Source organism: Halotalea alkalilenta DSM 17697 (assembly GCF_000621205.1).
Taxonomy (GTDB): Bacteria; Pseudomonadota; Gammaproteobacteria; order Pseudomonadales; family Halomonadaceae; genus Halotalea; species Halotalea alkalilenta.
In genome coordinates, this window is the sequence record NZ_KK211232.1 from 1 (window position 1) to 15,555 (window position 15,555).

Sequence of the window (15,555 nt, forward strand, 5' to 3'; positions counted from 1 at the left end):
CGCGCCTTTTGCGACATCCATGTCGCAAACCCCGGTGCAATCGATTGCCGGCCAGCGCGCTCTCGGAGGCGGCTGGAAGCCATCGTGGCATCTTCGAATACTTTGTCAGCAGTCTGCGACCCAACGCTCAGCACTCGATCGCGTTGACCGCAAGCCCTCCGAGCGAGGTCTCCTTGTACTTGCTCTGCATGTCGCGCCCGGTATCGCGCATGGTGCGGATCACCTTGTCGAGAGAGACGAAATGCTCCCCATCGCCCTGCAGGGCGAACTGAGCGGCGTTGATCGCCTTCACCGAGGCGATCGCGTTGCGTTCGATGCAGGGGATCTGCACCAACCCGCCGATCGGGTCGCAAGTCAGGCCGAGATTGTGCTCGAGTCCAATTTCCGCGGCGTTCTCGACCTGCTCGGGAGAACCACCGAGCAGCTGGGCGAGACCGGCCGCAGCCATCGCGCAGGCGACGCCGACCTCTCCCTGGCAGCCGACTTCGGCCCCCGAGATCGAGGCGTTCTTCTTGCACAGGATACCGATCGCCCCAGCGGTCAGCAGGAAATCGACCACATCCCGCTCGGATGCCCCCGGCTGGAACTTCATGTAGAAATGCAGCACGGCGGGGACGATACCGGCTGCGCCATTGGTGGGCGCGGTCACCATCCGGCCACCAGCGGCGTTTTCCTCGTTGACTGCGAGCGCGAACAGGTTGACCCAGTCCATCGCTGAAAACGTCGTCGCGATCAGGTTGCCACGCTCGGCGCGCGAAAGGCGCTCGTACAGCGCTGCCGCTCGACGCCGCACCCCCAGCCCGCCAGGCAAAATCCCGCGCTGGTGCAAACCGCGTTCGACGCACGCCTGCATAGCACCCCAGATGGTGATCAGCTTCGCCCGCACTTCTTCTTCGCTGCGCCAGGCGCACTCGTTGATCATCATCAGCTCAGCGATGCTCAGCCCATGCTCCTTGCACAGCGCCATCAGTCGATCCGCACTGTCGAAATCGAAAGGCAGGCTGGTCGCGCCGTCATCGGCCGGCTCGTTGACTTCGGCGGCCGACAGCACGAATCCGCCGCCCACCGAATAGTAGGTGTTGCCGTAGCGGCTACCGTCACGGTAGCGCGCGACCAGGCTCAGCGCATTGGGATGATACGGCAGCGGCTCCACCGACCAGAGCAAGTCACGCTCCCAGACGAACGCCACCGCCACACGACTGGCCAGCCGCAGCGCCTGGGACTCGAGCAGCTCCTCGATACAGGGTTCGATGATGCCCGGGTCGATGGATTCCGGAAGCTCGCCCATCAGCCCCATGATCACCGCTCGATCGGTAGCGTGCCCGGCCCCGGTGGCGGCCAGGGAGCCATGCAGGTGGACCTCGATGCCGACGACGCCCTCGAGACTGCCCTGCGCATCGAGCTCGTCGAGAAAACGCCGGGCGGCCCGCATCGGACCAACGGTATGCGAGCTGGAAGGACCAATGCCGATATTGAATAGCTCGAAGACGCTGATGGACATGGAATCAGATCCTTTCTGTGCTAGAGGCCGAGGCGCTTGGAACAGATCGCTTTGAAAGAGCCTGGCTAAATCCTATGAATTCTAGGCACAGCTTGAAGGCCACTAATACGCATCTCAATGGATACTTTCTAAGCCCGTGTTTAGTTATTCTAAACCATCGACGCTCGATGGACGTCTCACATGCAAAGACTCAACGCTACCACCTACGCCGGCCTGCACATCTTCGCCATCGCCGCCGAGGAGCTCTCCTTCACTCGCGCAGCCGCCCGCCTGAGCGTCACCACCGGCGCGGTCAGCCAGCAGATCAAGCAGCTCGAGGAGCGGCTGGGCTTTCGCCTGTTCCGCCGCCATCCGCGACGCCTCGAACTGACCGCCGAGGGCAAGCGTCTCGCCGCCACCGTGAGCGGCGCCTACACCGAGGTCGATGACGAAGTGCGCCGCCTCTCCCACGGACTGATGAGCGGCGAGCTGCGCCTTCGCTCGGTACCCTCGTTCCTGTCCAAGTGGCTGATGCCGAGGCTGCCGAGGCTGCAGGCGAGGTTTCCGGACATCGCCCTGCACCTGCGCGCCGAGGACAGCGACCGCGCGCTGATCGAAGGCGAGTTCGACCTCGCCCTCGATCTCAACGATGGCCACTACCCGGGGCTACGCACCAGCGCCCTGTTCGAAGAAGAGATATTCCCGGTCTGTGCGCCACAGCTGCTCAAGCGAAGGCCGGCGCTCTACCAGGCCAGCGACCTGGCCTACTATCCCCTGCTGCATGACGTGACCGCCTGGCGAGGCAGCGGAGAGCATGCCGAATGGGAGTACTACCTGCGCGCCATCGGCACCACCGGGGTCAACGTACGCCGCGGCTACACGTTCAATCGCAACAGCCTGACCATCGAAGCGGCGATCCGCGGCATGGGTGTCGCGATCGCCCGCCGGACATTGATCACCGACGAGCTGGCTTCGGGCAGGCTGATCATGCCGCTCAAGCGAGCAGTGGCCACCGGCAAACGCTACGTGATCGTGCACGCCCCGGGCGCACTGGACGATCCCAGGGTCCGGGCGCTGCACGACTGGCTGCTCGAGGAGGCGCAGCGCGATAGCGCACCCCTCGCCTGACCCCTGAACGAAGAAAGGCCCCGCCGTCGCGTGAGCGACGGCGGGGCCTTTCCATCCAAGGCGACTCGGCGGCCTCCTGGGCGACTGCCTTGCGCGACTACTCCTCGATGAAGGAGCGCAGCGCCTCGGAGCGCGAGGGGTGGCGCAGCTTGCGTAGCGCCTTGGCTTCGATCTGACGGATACGCTCGCGCGTGACGTCGAACTGCTTACCAACCTCCTCGAGGGTGTGGTCGGTGTTCATATCGATGCCGAAACGCATGCGTAGCACCTTCGCCTCGCGCGCGGTAAGGCCGCCGAGCACGTTGCGCGTCGCCTCGATCAGCCCTTCGCCGGTGGCGGAGTCGATCGGCGACACCATGGTGCCGTCTTCGATGAAGTCCCCAAGGTGCGAATCGTCGTCGTCGCCGATCGGCGTCTCCATCGAGATCGGCTCCTTGGCGATCTTGAGCACCTTGCGCACCTTCTCCTCGGGCATCTCGAGGCGTTCACCCAGCTCTTCAGGGGTCGGCTCGCGCCCCATTTCCTGGAGCATCTGGCGCGAGACGCGATTGAGCTTGTTGATCGTCTCGATCATATGCACCGGGATACGAATGGTGCGTGCCTGGTCCGCGATCGAGCGGGTGATCGCCTGCCTGATCCACCAGGTGGCATAGGTCGAGAACTTGTAACCGCGGCGATACTCGAACTTGTCGACCGCTTTCATCAGGCCGATGTTGCCCTCCTGGATGAGGTCCAGGAACTGCAGCCCGCGGTTGGTATACTTCTTGGCGATCGAGATCACCAGGCGAAGGTTGGCCTCGACCATCTCTTTCTTGGCCCGGCGGGCCTTGGCCTCGCCGATCGACAGCCGACGGTTGACCTCCTTGAGCTCAGCGACGGTCAGATTGACCAGCTCCTGCTCGAAGGCGATCTTACGCTGCGCGCGCAGCACTTCGACCCGATAGTCGCTGAGCGCCTCGGCATACTTGGAGTGGGTGGCGACGAAGTTGTCGAACCACTCGAGATCGGTCTCATGGCCGGGGAACGCGCTGATGAACGTCTTGCGCGCTACCTTGCAGCGCTTGACGAATATCTGCATGACCAGCTTTTCCTGCGTCCGCACCTGGTCGACGCTGAGCCGGATCTGACCGATCAGCCGTTCGAAATGCTTCGGCACCAGCTTGATCGGCGCGAACAGCTCGGCCAATCGGTTCTGCTGCGCGACGGCTTCACGCGAACCGGGACCATGCTCTTCGATAGCAGCCTTGACCAGCTCGTTCTGCTCGCGAATCTGCTCGAAACGGACGCGGGCAAGCTCCGGATCCGGCCCACCTTCATTGGTGGTCGAATCGTCGCCGTCCTCGCCATCCTCATCGTCGTCGTCGAGATCGCTGTCGCTGCCCTCGTCATCGGAGAGATTCAACTCCTCCTCGACCTCGGCAACCCCCGGGACCCCTTCATCCGGATCGATGAAGCCGCTGAACAGGTCGGACAGGCGCCCGCCCTCTTCACCCTGGGTACCGTCGAACGCCTCGAGGATGGAATCCACCGCACCCGGCAGGAAGGCCAGCGCCGACATCACTTCGCGGGTGCCTTCTTCGATCCGCTTGGCGATCTCGATCTCACCCTCACGGGTCAGAAGCTCCACCGTGCCCATCTCGCGCATGTACATGCGCACCGGGTCGGTGGTACGGCCCACGTCGGTTTCGACCGCCGCCAACGCCGCCACCGCCTCTTCGGCGGCGGTGTCGTCGGTCGAGCTGTCCGACATCATCAGAGTGTCCTCGTCGGGCGCCTCCTCAACGACGTTGATTCCCATGTCGTTGAACATACTGATGATGTCTTCCACCTGATCCGGGTCCGCGATGTCCTCGGGCAAGTGGTCGTTGACTTCCGCGTAGGTCAGAAAGCCCTGCTCCTTGCCCCGCGCGATCAACTCCTTCAGACGCGACTGCGGTGTGTGTCCAGCCATAGAAACCTATCTCGACGAAGAAAAATGGAAACACCCGAACGCTCGTACGTACATCACCAGGAAGAGAGCCGGGAGCGCCGAACGACGAAGTATAGCGTATCGACTCACAGAGCGCCCGGCCTCGCTGCGCCCTCGGTTTGAATCCTGAATCGGGTGTGCTAGATTGGCCAGTTAAATTTCGAAAGCATCGAAGCTTTCATCTTCTGCCCGCCTAGATGGGGGCCAGTGCGCTGAATTCAAGCCCGGAGCAGCCAACACCTCACCCGGGCCCTGCGTTAAGCACGCCGATCAACTCCCACAAACGCTTCTTTTCCTCTACCCCGAGCGCTTCGCCGCGCTGGCTGCGCGCCAGCAGCTCACGATACTCCTCCTCGGGAGAAAGTCGCTCGCGTCTACGCTCGAACAGCTCGACCAGCGCCTTGAGCTCGGCCTCCCGCGCCTGCGCGGGGATCATCGGCTCGCGGCGCATCAGCGCTTCGAGCTGCCGTCCCCGCTCGCTGCCGTAGAAGTGCGCAAGAATCACCTGCGACGAGCGATAGCCTCCAGCACGCAACAGTCGTGCCACTTCCTGCAGCAGCACGCCATGTTCGTCGTCGGGGCACCACCCCTCCCCCTCGGGCAGCATGCCGACCAAGGTCGGCGCATGCAGCAGCAGATGCAGCGCACGCAGGCTGAGCGGTACAGATCCCCGGCGCCCAGCGGCAGTGGCGCGCGCAGACGAGACCGGCGCCCTCTCCCACTGCGTCTCGTCATCCGCCCGGCCTGCCGGCTCGAATTGCATCGCCGCCGGATCGGCACGCTTGGTCGCGGGTGCGGCGAAGCGCTCGAGCTGATCCATTTCGACTCCGCTGCGGTTGGCGAGTTCACGCATCAAAAGCGAGCGTAGCAAACCTTCCGGAAGCAGGCGCAGACGCTCGAGCACCCTACTGACGAAGCGTTCACGCCCTTCGACCCGCTTCAGATCCAGCCCTTCGCGCGCCTGATCGAAAAGAAACTCCGACAGCGGGCTGGCGCATTCGATACGAGCCTCGAATGCCTCGCGGCCTTCGCTGCGTACCAGCGAATCAGGATCCTCTCGCTCGGGCAGGAAGAGAAAACGCGCCTGGCGCCCATCGATCATCACCGGCAACGCGACCTCGAGCGCACGCCGCGCAGCGCGGCGCCCGGCGTCGTCGCCGTCGAAACAGAACACCACCTCGTCCACCAGGCGGTAGAGCCGTTTGAGATGATCCTCGGTGACCGCGGTACCAAGCGTCGCCACGGCATTACCGATGCCATGCTGGGCGAGCGCGACCACGTCCATGTAGCCCTCGACCACCACCAGGCGCTCGAGCCGCGCCCCGCCGCGCCGGGCCTCGAACAGTCCGTAGAGCTCTCGCCCCTTGTGAAATACCGGCGTCTCGGGAGAGTTGAGATACTTGGGCTTGGCATCGCCCAGCACCCGCCCGCCAAAACCGAGCGTACGCCCTTTCCAGTCGCGGATCGGAAAGATCACCCGATCACGGAAACGGTCGTAGGTACGCCCCGTCTTCTCATGCTGGACCAGTAGACCGTATTCGGCCTGTACCGCCTCACTCACGCCGTGTTCGGCGAGGTGGCGCTTCAGCGCGTCCCAGCTTTCCGGAGCGAAGCCGATGGCGAAAGCATCGATGATCGAGGCATCGAGCCCCCGGCCATCGAGGTAGCGCCGCGCGTGCTCGGCCTCGGGCGCGCCCAGCCGGTGACGAAACCAGTCGCTCGCGAGCTCGAGCAGGTTCGCCCCCTCCTCACGCTTGCGCTCGCGCGCCTGAGCCTGCTCACGCTGATGAGGCGAAAGCTGATCGTCCTCGCGCTCGACCTCGATACCAAGGCGCGCCGCGAGCTGCTCCACCGCCTCGGGAAAACGCAGCCGATCGTATTCCATCAAAAAACGCAGCGCATTACCGTGGGCACCACAGCCGAAGCAGTGATAGAACTGCTTTTCACGGCTGACCGTGAAGGAGGGGGATTTTTCGTCGTGAAAAGGACAGAGCCCGCTGAGATTGCGCCCCGCTTTCTTGAGCGTCACACGCTCGGCGATCAGTTCGGCGACATCGGTACGCGCCAGTAGATCATCGATGAAGCGCTGGGAAATCTGTCCGGCCATGAGTTTCCCCACTGGGCAATCCACGATCGCCGCGCGTCAAAGCGGCACCACCTTCGCCCACGACGGCGACAAACACGAACGGCCGCCCTGGGGCGACCGTTCGAAACCCTCTGGAAGCGGCGGGCAACCGCTCCGGGTACGGATCAATACAGACGTTCGAAACGCTTGCGCTCGCGCTGCAGCTTCTTAGCGTGACGCTTCACAGCAGCCGCTGCTTTGCGCTTGCGCTCAGAAGTCGGCTTTTCGTAGTGCTCGCGACGGCGAACTTCGGAAAGAACGCCAGCTTTTTCGCAAGAGCGCTTGAAGCGACGCAGAGCGACGTCGAACGGCTCGTTGTCACGTACTTTAACGGAAGGCATTAAGCGATCACCACCTTAGGGTAAGTCGGTTCATTTCGATCGCATCCGAGAGGAACTCTCTCGACGCCGAGGCTGAAATAGCGCTCGCCGCCTTGCCCCCTGAACGCGGCCCAGTTACAGAGGTCGGAGATTATAGCGGCGAGGCAATAGCTTTGCAATCAGGCCTCAGCTCGCCTTTTCCTGCGCCAGCAGCGCCTCGCGGTCATCGCGGTGCGTGACCGGATCGCTGCCGTCCCAGCACTCGATGTTCTTCAGATCCGGCATGTCGTCGCGGTGGAAAATCGGCTCGAGCCCTGCCCTGCGCTGCTCCATATAGTGGCCCAGCAAGCGTGCCACGGTCCCCGAGAGCGGCAGGATCGCCACCAGGTTGATCAAAGCGAGCAGCGGCATGAACAGATCGGCCATCGCCCACACCATCGAGACCTGCGCCACCGAGCCGAGCAGTACGAACGCCACGACCAGCAGACGAAAGAGCAAGAGCCAGATACCGCCACCGAACATGTACTGGATGTTGGACTCACCATAGTAGTAGTTGCCGATCACGGAGGTGAAGGCGAACAGCAAGATGGCGAAGGTCAGGTAATGGACCGCCCAGCCGCCCAATTGCTGCGCCAGCGCCCACTGGGTCAGGCTGGCGCCGGTGGTGGCGTCTCCGTAGGCATGCTCTGGGCCGGCGAGCAGGATGATCAGCGCGGTCATGGTGCAGATCACCAGGGTGTCGAAGTAGACCCCGAGGGTCTGGACCAAACCTTGCTTGACCGGGTGGGAAACCGCTGCGGTGGCGCTGGCATTGGGCACCGATCCCATGCCTGCTTCATTGGAGAAGAGCCCGCGCCGAACCCCCATCATGATCGCGATACCCATGCCGCCGCCGGCGATCTCGCGCCAGCCGAACGCGTGGGCGACGATGTCGGCGATCACCCCGGGCACCCGCTCGAAGTCGAGCGCTACCACCACGGCGCCAATGCCGAGATAGAGCAGGGCCATCACCGGCACCACGGTCACCGATACCTTCGATATGCTCTGCACCCCGCCGAAGATCACCACCGCGGTGAGCAGCGCAAGCGCGATACCCACCGTCCAACTCAACGCGACGCTACCCTGCGGGCCGCCGAACGAGCCCTGCATCGCATCGACGATCGAATTGGCCTGTACCGAGTTGAACACCAGGCCGTAGGTGACGCTGATCATCAGCGCGAACGATACCGCAAGCCAGCGCCATCCGAGCGCCTGCTGAATGTAGTAGGCCGGCCCGCCGTGGTAGCGGTAGAGACGGCCGGACTTGTAGAGCTGGCCGAGCGTGGACTCGACGAACGACGTGGCACCGCCGAGCAGTGCCACCACCCACATCCAGAACACCGCGCCGGGCCCGCCCAGCGCGATCGCCGTCGCAACGCCTGCGATGTTGCCGGTGCCCACCCTCGAGGCGGCGGAGATGGTGAAGGCCTTGAACGAGGAGATCGAGCCCTCCTCCCCTTTGGTGCGTTCGCCGAGCACACGGAACATCTCGGGGATCATGCGGATCTGCATGCCTCGGCAGACGAGGGTGAGATAGAGCCCGCTGAGCACCAGCATGGGAATGGCGAGATAGGTCCAAAGCGATCCCGAAAGGGTATCGAGGAGCTCGGTCATGGAATCGTTCCTAGGCAGTCAACGATGAATGGCCGCGCCCGGACGTATGGCCGGACGAGAGAAAGCGGCGCATTCTGCGTGATCGAGAGGAAGACGTCTAATCACTAAAAGCATAAAATGCCCGGCTTTGACGCCAAACAGCGGAGACCAGCATGCGAGTGCTCGGCATCGAAACCTCGTGCGACGAGACCGGGGTGGCGCTCTACGACACCGAGCGGGGGCTGCTCGCGGACGCCCTCTACAGCCAGGTCGCGATGCATGCCGACTTCGGCGGCGTGGTGCCTGAGCTTGCCTCGCGCGACCATGTGCGCCGGCTGCTGCCGCTGATCGAGCAGGTGCTCGACGAAGCCGGCATAGCACGCGATGGCATCGATGCGATCGCCTACACGGCGGGACCGGGACTGATCGGCGCGCTGATGGTGGGCGCCGCCACCGCCCACGGTCTCGCCCGCGCGCTCGGAGTGCCGGTGCTCGGCGTGCACCACATGGAGGGGCATCTGCTCGCCCCGATGCTCGAACCCTCCCCGCCCGAGTTTCCCTTCGTCGCGCTACTGGTCTCCGGTGGCCACACCCAGCTGATCGACGTCACCGACCTGGGCGACTACCGGCTGCTCGGCGAATCGGTGGACGACGCCGCCGGCGAAGCTTTCGACAAGGTCGCCAAGATGCTCGGCCTGAGCTACCCCGGCGGCCCGGCCGTGGCTGAGCTCGCCAGCCGTGGAGACCCCGCGCGCCTGCGCTTCCCGCGGCCGATGACCGACCGCCCGGGGCTCGATTTCAGCTTCTCCGGACTCAAGACCCACACCCTGACCGCGCTGCGCACGCTCGATGCAGGAGGAGAGCTCGACGACCAGGCCCGGGCCGATGTCGCCCGCGCCTTCGAAGAGGCAGTGGTCGATACCCTGATCATCAAGTGTCGACGCGCGCTCGAATACAGCGCCCGTAGCCGTCTCGTCGCCGCGGGCGGGGTCAGCGCCAACCGCCGCCTGCGCGAGCGCCTCCAGCCCGGCCTGCGCAAGAGCGTGGAGAACGCAGAGGTGTTCTATCCTCGCGGCCGCTTCTGCACCGACAACGGCGCGATGATCGCCTATGCTGGCGCCCTGCGCCTGGCCGCCGGCGAACACGACCCAGAAGGACCCAGGCTCACCGCCCGCTGGCCGCTCGAGCGCCTCGCCGCCCCCGCCAGAGAACGCATCTCGTAGGAGCGATTATGGATCGGATATTGATCGAAGGACTCGAGTTCGACGCCGTGATCGGCGTCTATGACTGGGAGAAGCGCATTCACCAGCGCCTCACGCTCGATCTCGAGCTGGGCTGGGACATCCGCGCCGCCGCCGCTGGCGACGACCTCACCCAGACCCTCGACTACGCCGCGATCAGCGAACGGATCACCACCTTCGCCACCAAGCATCACTTCGAGCTGGTCGAGACCTTCGCCGAGCGGATCGCGGCGCTGCTCAAGGAGGACTTCGGCATAGACAGCGTGCGCCTCACCCTGCGCAAACCCGGCGCGGTGGCCAACGCCCAATCCGTCGGCGTACGCATCGAGCGCGGTGAGTGGAGCGGACGATGAAGCCAGAGGCTCGCTGGGTGCTGATCGGCATCGGCACCAACCTGGAGCGCGAGCGCCACGTCTCCCTGGCGCTGGACGCGCTCGAGCAGCGCTTCGGCACGCTCGAGATATCGAGGGTGTTCGAGAGCGAGCCGGTCGGCTATTCGGGCGGGCACAACTTCTACAATCTGGTGGTGGGATTCGAAAGCGGGATCGGCGTGGCGGAGCTCTCGGCCTGGACCAAGGCGCTCGAGCAGCGTACCGGCCGCCGCCCGGAAGACCCCAAGTACGGGCCGCGCCGACTCGACCTGGACCTGCTCTGCATTGGCGACCTGGACGGCGTCTTCGACGGCGTGGAACTGCCGCGCGGTGAAATCCTTACCAGCGCCTTCGTCCTGCGCCCGCTCGGCGAGAGCTTCGCCACACTGCGCCACCCTCACCTTGGACGACGATTCGACACGCTGTGGAGCGAGTTCGACCCCGGCGAACAGCGGCTCTGGCCGGTCGAGTTCAGCTGGCACGGCCGCCGGATCTCAAGACCAGATTAGGGCGCGTTCGCGCTCAACCGCCCAACGAGCGGCGTATCGCCTCACCTCGCGCCTCGCGCAGCCGCGTGCCGACTTCCGCCCCCTTGACCCCCGCGGCCACCAGCGCTCGTGGCGAAACCGCCTGTGCCGCCCTGGCCGCTTGGTCGAGCCGGGCGACCGGCAGCTCGGGCGCGACCAGCTCGATCAGCGCCAGCAAAGGCGCGAGCCGTTCAGGGCGACGCCACAGATCGATGCCCTCGCACCACTCGAGTATCGCCTCGGCGCTTGGATCGACAGCCAGACGAACGAGGCTGAACCTCAGCAGCCGCGCGCGCTCGCGGGGAAGATTGGGCAGTTTGAGCCGCTCAGCGAGCCTTCCCTGCTCGTCTTCATCGAGACCCGACACCAGTGCGGCCCAGCGGTCCTCGACCGCCTCCAGACCACCCGCCACCACCGCCTCGAGCCGTGCCAGCGCGACCTCCAAGCGGGCCGCAGCGGCGAGTTCAGGAAACCACACCGCCAAGGCACCACAGCGCTCGAGCAGCGCGAAGTAGGCCGAGGGAGTACGTTCACCGAGCGCCTTCTCGCTTTCTTTCCATACCCGCTCGGGCACCAAGTGGACCAACTCGCCCTGCGCTACCATATCGGCCAGCAGCGCGTCGGTGCGGTCGTCGAGATGAAATCCCAGATGGGCATAGCGGGCGAGAAAGCGCGCGACCCTCAGCACCCTCAGCGGATCTTCCGCGAACGCATCTCCGATATGCCTTAGCCTGCGCGCGGCGAGGTCACGCGCGCCACCGAAGGGGTCGACCAGCGAGCCGTCGGCACCGCGTGCCATCGCGTTGATGGTCAGGTCGCGCCGCTCGAGATCCTGCTCGAGCGTCACCTCTGGCGAGGCATGCACGACGAACCCCGAGTAGCCATGACCGGATTTGCGCTCGGTCCGTGCCAGCGCGTACTCCTCGTGGGTTTGCGGGTGGAGGAACACAGGAAAGTCGCGCCCGACCGGACGGAACCCGCGAGCGACCATCTCATCGACGGTGGCACCGACCACCACCCAGTCGCGCTCGACGAAGGGATAGCCGAGCAGCGCATCGCGCACCGCACCGCCCACCAGGTAGACCTCGAGGCCTTCGGTGGCGCGCGCACCGCTCGCACTCATGAGGCGACTCGGTCGGGATACTCCGCCTGCCAGGCGGTGAAACCGCCATCGAGGCTGTGGACCTCGGCGAAACCCTGGCTGGAAAGCCAGCCGGCGGCGCCCTGGCTCGAATTGCCGTGATAGCAGATCACCACCAGCGCCGCCGCCTTGTCGGCCTGGTCGAGAAAATCACCGAGATTGAGATTGTCGAGCCGTGTGCTGCCGGGAAGATGGCCCGATGCGAAGCTCATCGGGTCGCGGATATCGACCAGGGTCACCGCCCGGGATTCATCGAGCCAGCTTGCCAAGGTGGCGATATCGAGATGGGAAAAACTCATCGGCGAGACTCCGAGCGAGGGGTGAACGAAGGACCCTGGGTGCCGGCCGGCACCGCGATACGCTTGCCGCTCTCGAGTTCCAGCGCGGTCAACGCGCGGCCCCAGACGCAGCCGGTGTCGAGTGCTTCACAGTCGATCCGTGCGCCTGGCACGGCGCCTTCGAGCGCAGCCCAGTGGCCGAACAGCACCCGCAGGTTATCCTCCCGAGGATACTGAAACCACGGGATGAAGCCTGAAGGAGCGGCGTCCAACCCCTCCTTGGCGGTGAAGTCGAGCACACCGTCCTCGGCGATGAACCGCATCCGGGTGAAGGCGTTGACGATCGCCCGCAGCCGCTCCCAGCCGGTCAGGGACTCATCGAAGCCGGCGGGCCGATCTCCGTAGAGCCGGCTCATGAACTCGGTCCAGCGTGGCCCGCGCAGCACTGCCTCAACCTCGCAGGCCAAGCGACGCGCGGTATCGAGCGACCACTGCGGCGGCACGCCGGCATGCGCCATGCACAGCGGCTGCCCCGAACGCTCATCGCAGACCAGCAGCGGGCGTCGACGCAGCCAATCGAGCAGTTGGTCGCGATCGGGAGCATCGAGGATCGCATCGAGCGTATCCGAGCGCTTGAGCGACTGTGCACCGGCCGCTACCGCGAGCAGGTGGAGATCGTGATTGCCCAGCACCACCTGCGCGTCGAGGGCACGGGCGAGACGAAGGCAGTCGAGCGAGCGCGGGCCGCGATTGACCAGGTCGCCGACCAGCCACAGGCGATCTCTCCCCGTTTGGAAGTCGAGCCGCGAAAGCAGCGATTCGAACTCGTCACAGCAGCCGTGCAGATCGCCGATCACGTAGGTGCTCACGCCGGCGGCTCCCCGCGGTCGCGATGCCAGCGGTTGGCCAGACGCACGAACTCCTCGAGGCTCACCGTCTCCGGGCGCCGCCCGGGATCGACGCCGAGCTCCGCGAGCGTATCGGCGTCGAGCCAGCCCTTGAGATTGTTACGAAGCGTCTTGCGCCGCTGGGAGAACGACTGGCGCACCAGCGCGGCCAGCGCTTCGGCATCGTCGACCGGATGGGGCGGCGCCTCGTGGGGCACCAGGCGCACGATCATCGAGTCGACCTTGGGACGCGGCACGAAGGCCTCGGGCGGCACCACGAACAGCGACTCGACCCGGCAGTGGTACTGCGCCATGACCGAGAGCCGCCCCCACTGCCCCGACCCAGGCACTGCGGCAAGCCGCTCCACCACCTCCTTTTGCAGCATGAAGTGCATGTCGAAGATCGACCCACGCGCCGCGAGCAAATGGAAGATCAGCGGCGTGGAGATGTTGTAGGGCAGGTTGCCGACCACCCGCAGCGGCGCGCCCTCCCCCTTCAGCGCCGCGAAGTCGAAGGCGAGCGCATCGGCCTGATGGACGCGAAACCCCGGATAGTTGAAGAACTGGGTACGCAGCCCCGGCACCAGGTCGCGGTCGAGCTCGATCGCATCGAGTTCGCCGACCGCATCGAGCAGCAGTTCGGTGATCGCTCCCTGACCGGGGCCGATCTCCACCAGGCGCTCGCCTGGACGCGGACGGACGGCGCGGACGATTCGGGAGATCACCCCGCTGTCGCGGAGAAAGTTCTGGCCGAAGCGCTTGCGCGCCCGATGCCCACCGGTAGGCAGGAGGTCGACGCCGGGGACTGGTCTGGACATGACGGATTCCGATCGAGCTGGTCGCCATGCCACGCAGGCACGGCGGATGAAAAAAAACGACACCCGCCGATCGGCGGGTGTCGTCGAGTTTACCTCATTCAGGCGACGGCGTCGGTGTCGCCCGCGGGTCAGGGCTGCCCGCCCTGGGAGGTAGGCGTCAGCGCTCCGATCCCCGGATCGTTGGGATAGAGCCGATTGTCGACGTAGGCCTCTGCGCGAATTTCCTGCAGCCAGCCCTCGAGCTGGTCTTCCGCCTTGCGCTGGAACAGCGCGCGGCGCGCCTGCTCGCGCTGGGTCTGGACGGTGACGTCCTGCTGGCGGCGGTCCTCGACCTCGATCAGGTGCCATCCGTACTGGGTCTGCACCGGCTGGGAAAGCTCGCCGAGCGGCGCACTCTTGAGCACCGCGTCGAAGGCGGGCACGGTGTCCCGATCGCTGACCCAGCCAAGCTCCCCGCCAGCCAGCGCCGTGCCGCGGTCATTGCTGTACTCGCGGGCCAGGGCGGCGAAATCCTCGCCATTGAGAATCCTATCGCGCAGCTCGAGCGCAAGCTGGTGCGCCTGCTCGGAGGAGCGGATCGGGTTGGGGGATATCAGGATGTGCCGCGCCTGGTACTGCTCGATGATCTGCGGGGTCTGGTTGCCGCCGCGGCGCTCGAGCAGCTTGATCAGGTGGAACCCGCTGGCGCTGCGGATCGGCTGGCTGACGTCGCCGACGGTCATGTTGGGCACCACGCCTGCGAACAGCGAAGGCATGTCCGCCTGGCTGCGCCAGCCCAGGTCGCCACCCTCGAACGCCTGCCCGTCGGCGGAGTTACCGGCCGCCGCGGTAGCGAAGTCCTGGCCTGCGTGTACCTCGCGACGCACGCCATCGATTCGCGCACGCGCGGCGGCGACCTGTTCGTCGGTGGGATTCTCGGGCAGCGGCACCAGGATGTGGGCGATATGGTACTCGACCCCGGCAGCGGCGTTGGCGTTTTCCAGATACTGGTCGACTTCGCCGTCCGTGACCCGTACCTGGCTGCCGACACTGCCCTGCTGGACTTGCGAAATCAGCATTTCACGACGGATCTGCTCGCGCACATCGGCGAACGAGAGCCCTTCGCGCTCCACGGTGTCGGCGAACTGGTCGAGCGTCATCTGGTTACGCTCGGCCACCTCGCGCAGCGCGGCATTGAGCTGGTTGTCATCGACGCTGAGATTGGCACGGCTCGCCATCTGGAGCTGGATCTGCTCGACGATCATCCGTTCGAGCACCTGGCGGCGCAGCTGATCCTCGTTCGGCGGCTGGACACCATTCTGGGCCAGCTGGTCATGCACTTGGCGCATACGCTGCTCGAGCTCGCCACGCATGATCGCATCCTGGTTGACCACCGCGGCGATGCCGTCGATGGACTGGGCCTGCTGTGCTTCGGCGAGGGGGGTGAGCCCGAGAGCCAGGGTGAAACCAACGGAGGCGAGCACCGCCTTGGCCATCGGCGAGCGGCGCACGCACGCGATTGTCTTGCCTTTCATCATCGTCTGAACCTTGAGGTGAATCGAGAGCCGGCCCGCGGTCAGCCACCACTGGGCGCTCGGGCCGGCGAGCCTGGATGGCACTCGCGTTCTGCGCCCGGGCGCCGAGAGTGCGCCAAGCATC

14 protein-coding genes are annotated in these 15,555 nt (G+C 65.4%); 4 read left to right on the top strand and 10 right to left on the bottom strand.

Annotated features, from left to right (window positions below; all coding sequences use genetic code 11):
- Positions 1 to 127 precede the first annotated feature (127 nt).
- On the bottom strand, positions 128 to 1,501 hold the full coding sequence (locus Q376_RS0117665; RefSeq protein ID WP_027351431.1) for an L-serine ammonia-lyase: 1,374 nt from the start codon (positions 1,499 to 1,501) through the stop codon (positions 128 to 130).
- Between the two features lie 180 nt (positions 1,502 to 1,681).
- Between Q376_RS0117665 and Q376_RS0117670 the strand changes: the two genes are divergently transcribed.
- On the top strand, positions 1,682 to 2,608 hold the full coding sequence (locus Q376_RS0117670; RefSeq protein ID WP_027351432.1) for a LysR substrate-binding domain-containing protein: 927 nt from the start codon (positions 1,682 to 1,684) through the stop codon (positions 2,606 to 2,608).
- A gap of 97 nt (positions 2,609 to 2,705) precedes the next feature.
- On the opposite strand, the gene rpoD is transcribed toward Q376_RS0117670, so the two are convergent.
- The 4 genes from rpoD to Q376_RS0117690 all read right to left on the bottom strand — a co-directional run bounded on the left by rpoD (position 2,706) and on the right by Q376_RS0117690 (position 8,675).
- The gene (rpoD, locus tag Q376_RS0117675; RefSeq protein WP_027351433.1) at positions 2,706 to 4,559 is read right to left on the bottom strand and encodes an RNA polymerase sigma factor RpoD; all 1,854 of its coding nucleotides are present in this window, start codon (positions 4,557 to 4,559) and stop codon (positions 2,706 to 2,708) included.
- Between the two features lie 259 nt (positions 4,560 to 4,818).
- Positions 4,819 to 6,684, bottom strand: a complete 1,866-nt coding sequence (gene dnaG, locus Q376_RS0117680; protein ID WP_027351434.1) for a DNA primase — start codon at positions 6,682 to 6,684, stop codon at positions 4,819 to 4,821.
- 143 nt (positions 6,685 to 6,827) lie between these two features.
- Entirely contained in the window at positions 6,828 to 7,043 is a 216-nt protein-coding gene (gene rpsU / locus Q376_RS0117685; protein WP_027351435.1) for a 30S ribosomal protein S21, read from the bottom strand.
- Positions 7,044 to 7,208: 165 nt separating this feature from the next.
- The gene (locus Q376_RS0117690; RefSeq protein ID WP_027351436.1) at positions 7,209 to 8,675 is read right to left on the bottom strand and encodes an alanine/glycine:cation symporter family protein; all 1,467 of its coding nucleotides are present in this window, start codon (positions 8,673 to 8,675) and stop codon (positions 7,209 to 7,211) included.
- A 152-nt stretch (positions 8,676 to 8,827) separates the two neighbouring features.
- Between Q376_RS0117690 and tsaD the strand changes: the two genes are divergently transcribed.
- From tsaD to folK, 3 genes are read left to right on the top strand one after another with little or no spacing between them, the layout of a single operon-like run.
- Positions 8,828 to 9,877, top strand: coding sequence for a tRNA (adenosine(37)-N6)-threonylcarbamoyltransferase complex transferase subunit TsaD (gene tsaD, locus Q376_RS0117695; protein ID WP_027351437.1), 1,050 nt, complete (start codon positions 8,828 to 8,830; stop codon positions 9,875 to 9,877).
- 8 nt (positions 9,878 to 9,885) lie between these two features.
- The gene (folB, locus tag Q376_RS0117700; protein ID WP_027351438.1) at positions 9,886 to 10,248 is read left to right on the top strand and encodes a dihydroneopterin aldolase; all 363 of its coding nucleotides are present in this window, start codon (positions 9,886 to 9,888) and stop codon (positions 10,246 to 10,248) included.
- On the top strand, positions 10,245 to 10,775 hold the full coding sequence (gene folK / locus Q376_RS0117705) for a 2-amino-4-hydroxy-6-hydroxymethyldihydropteridine diphosphokinase (protein ID WP_043448622.1): 531 nt from the start codon (positions 10,245 to 10,247) through the stop codon (positions 10,773 to 10,775). Before folB ends, folK begins: the two co-directional genes overlap by 4 nt.
- Before the next feature lie 13 nt (positions 10,776 to 10,788).
- Here folK and Q376_RS0117710 read toward each other — a convergent pair whose 3' ends face one another.
- The 5 genes from Q376_RS0117710 to Q376_RS23335 all read right to left on the bottom strand — a co-directional run bounded on the left by Q376_RS0117710 (position 10,789) and on the right by Q376_RS23335 (position 15,431).
- Positions 10,789 to 11,916, bottom strand: a complete 1,128-nt coding sequence (locus tag Q376_RS0117710) for a tRNA nucleotidyltransferase/poly(A) polymerase-related protein (RefSeq protein ID WP_027351440.1) — start codon at positions 11,914 to 11,916, stop codon at positions 10,789 to 10,791.
- On the bottom strand, positions 11,913 to 12,233 hold the full coding sequence (glpE, locus tag Q376_RS0117715) for a thiosulfate sulfurtransferase GlpE (RefSeq protein ID WP_027351441.1): 321 nt from the start codon (positions 12,231 to 12,233) through the stop codon (positions 11,913 to 11,915). The genes Q376_RS0117710 and glpE overlap by 4 nt, the downstream gene beginning before the upstream one ends.
- The gene (locus Q376_RS23330; protein WP_052365492.1) at positions 12,230 to 13,081 is read right to left on the bottom strand and encodes a symmetrical bis(5'-nucleosyl)-tetraphosphatase; all 852 of its coding nucleotides are present in this window, start codon (positions 13,079 to 13,081) and stop codon (positions 12,230 to 12,232) included. The genes glpE and Q376_RS23330 overlap by 4 nt, the downstream gene beginning before the upstream one ends.
- Entirely contained in the window at positions 13,078 to 13,917 is an 840-nt protein-coding gene (gene rsmA, locus Q376_RS0117725; protein WP_052365493.1) for a 16S rRNA (adenine(1518)-N(6)/adenine(1519)-N(6))-dimethyltransferase RsmA, read from the bottom strand. The genes Q376_RS23330 and rsmA overlap by 4 nt, the downstream gene beginning before the upstream one ends.
- A 128-nt stretch (positions 13,918 to 14,045) precedes the next feature.
- Positions 14,046 to 15,431, bottom strand: coding sequence for a peptidylprolyl isomerase (locus tag Q376_RS23335; RefSeq protein WP_162177920.1), 1,386 nt, complete (start codon positions 15,429 to 15,431; stop codon positions 14,046 to 14,048).
- Between the last annotated feature and the right edge of the window lie 124 nt (positions 15,432 to 15,555).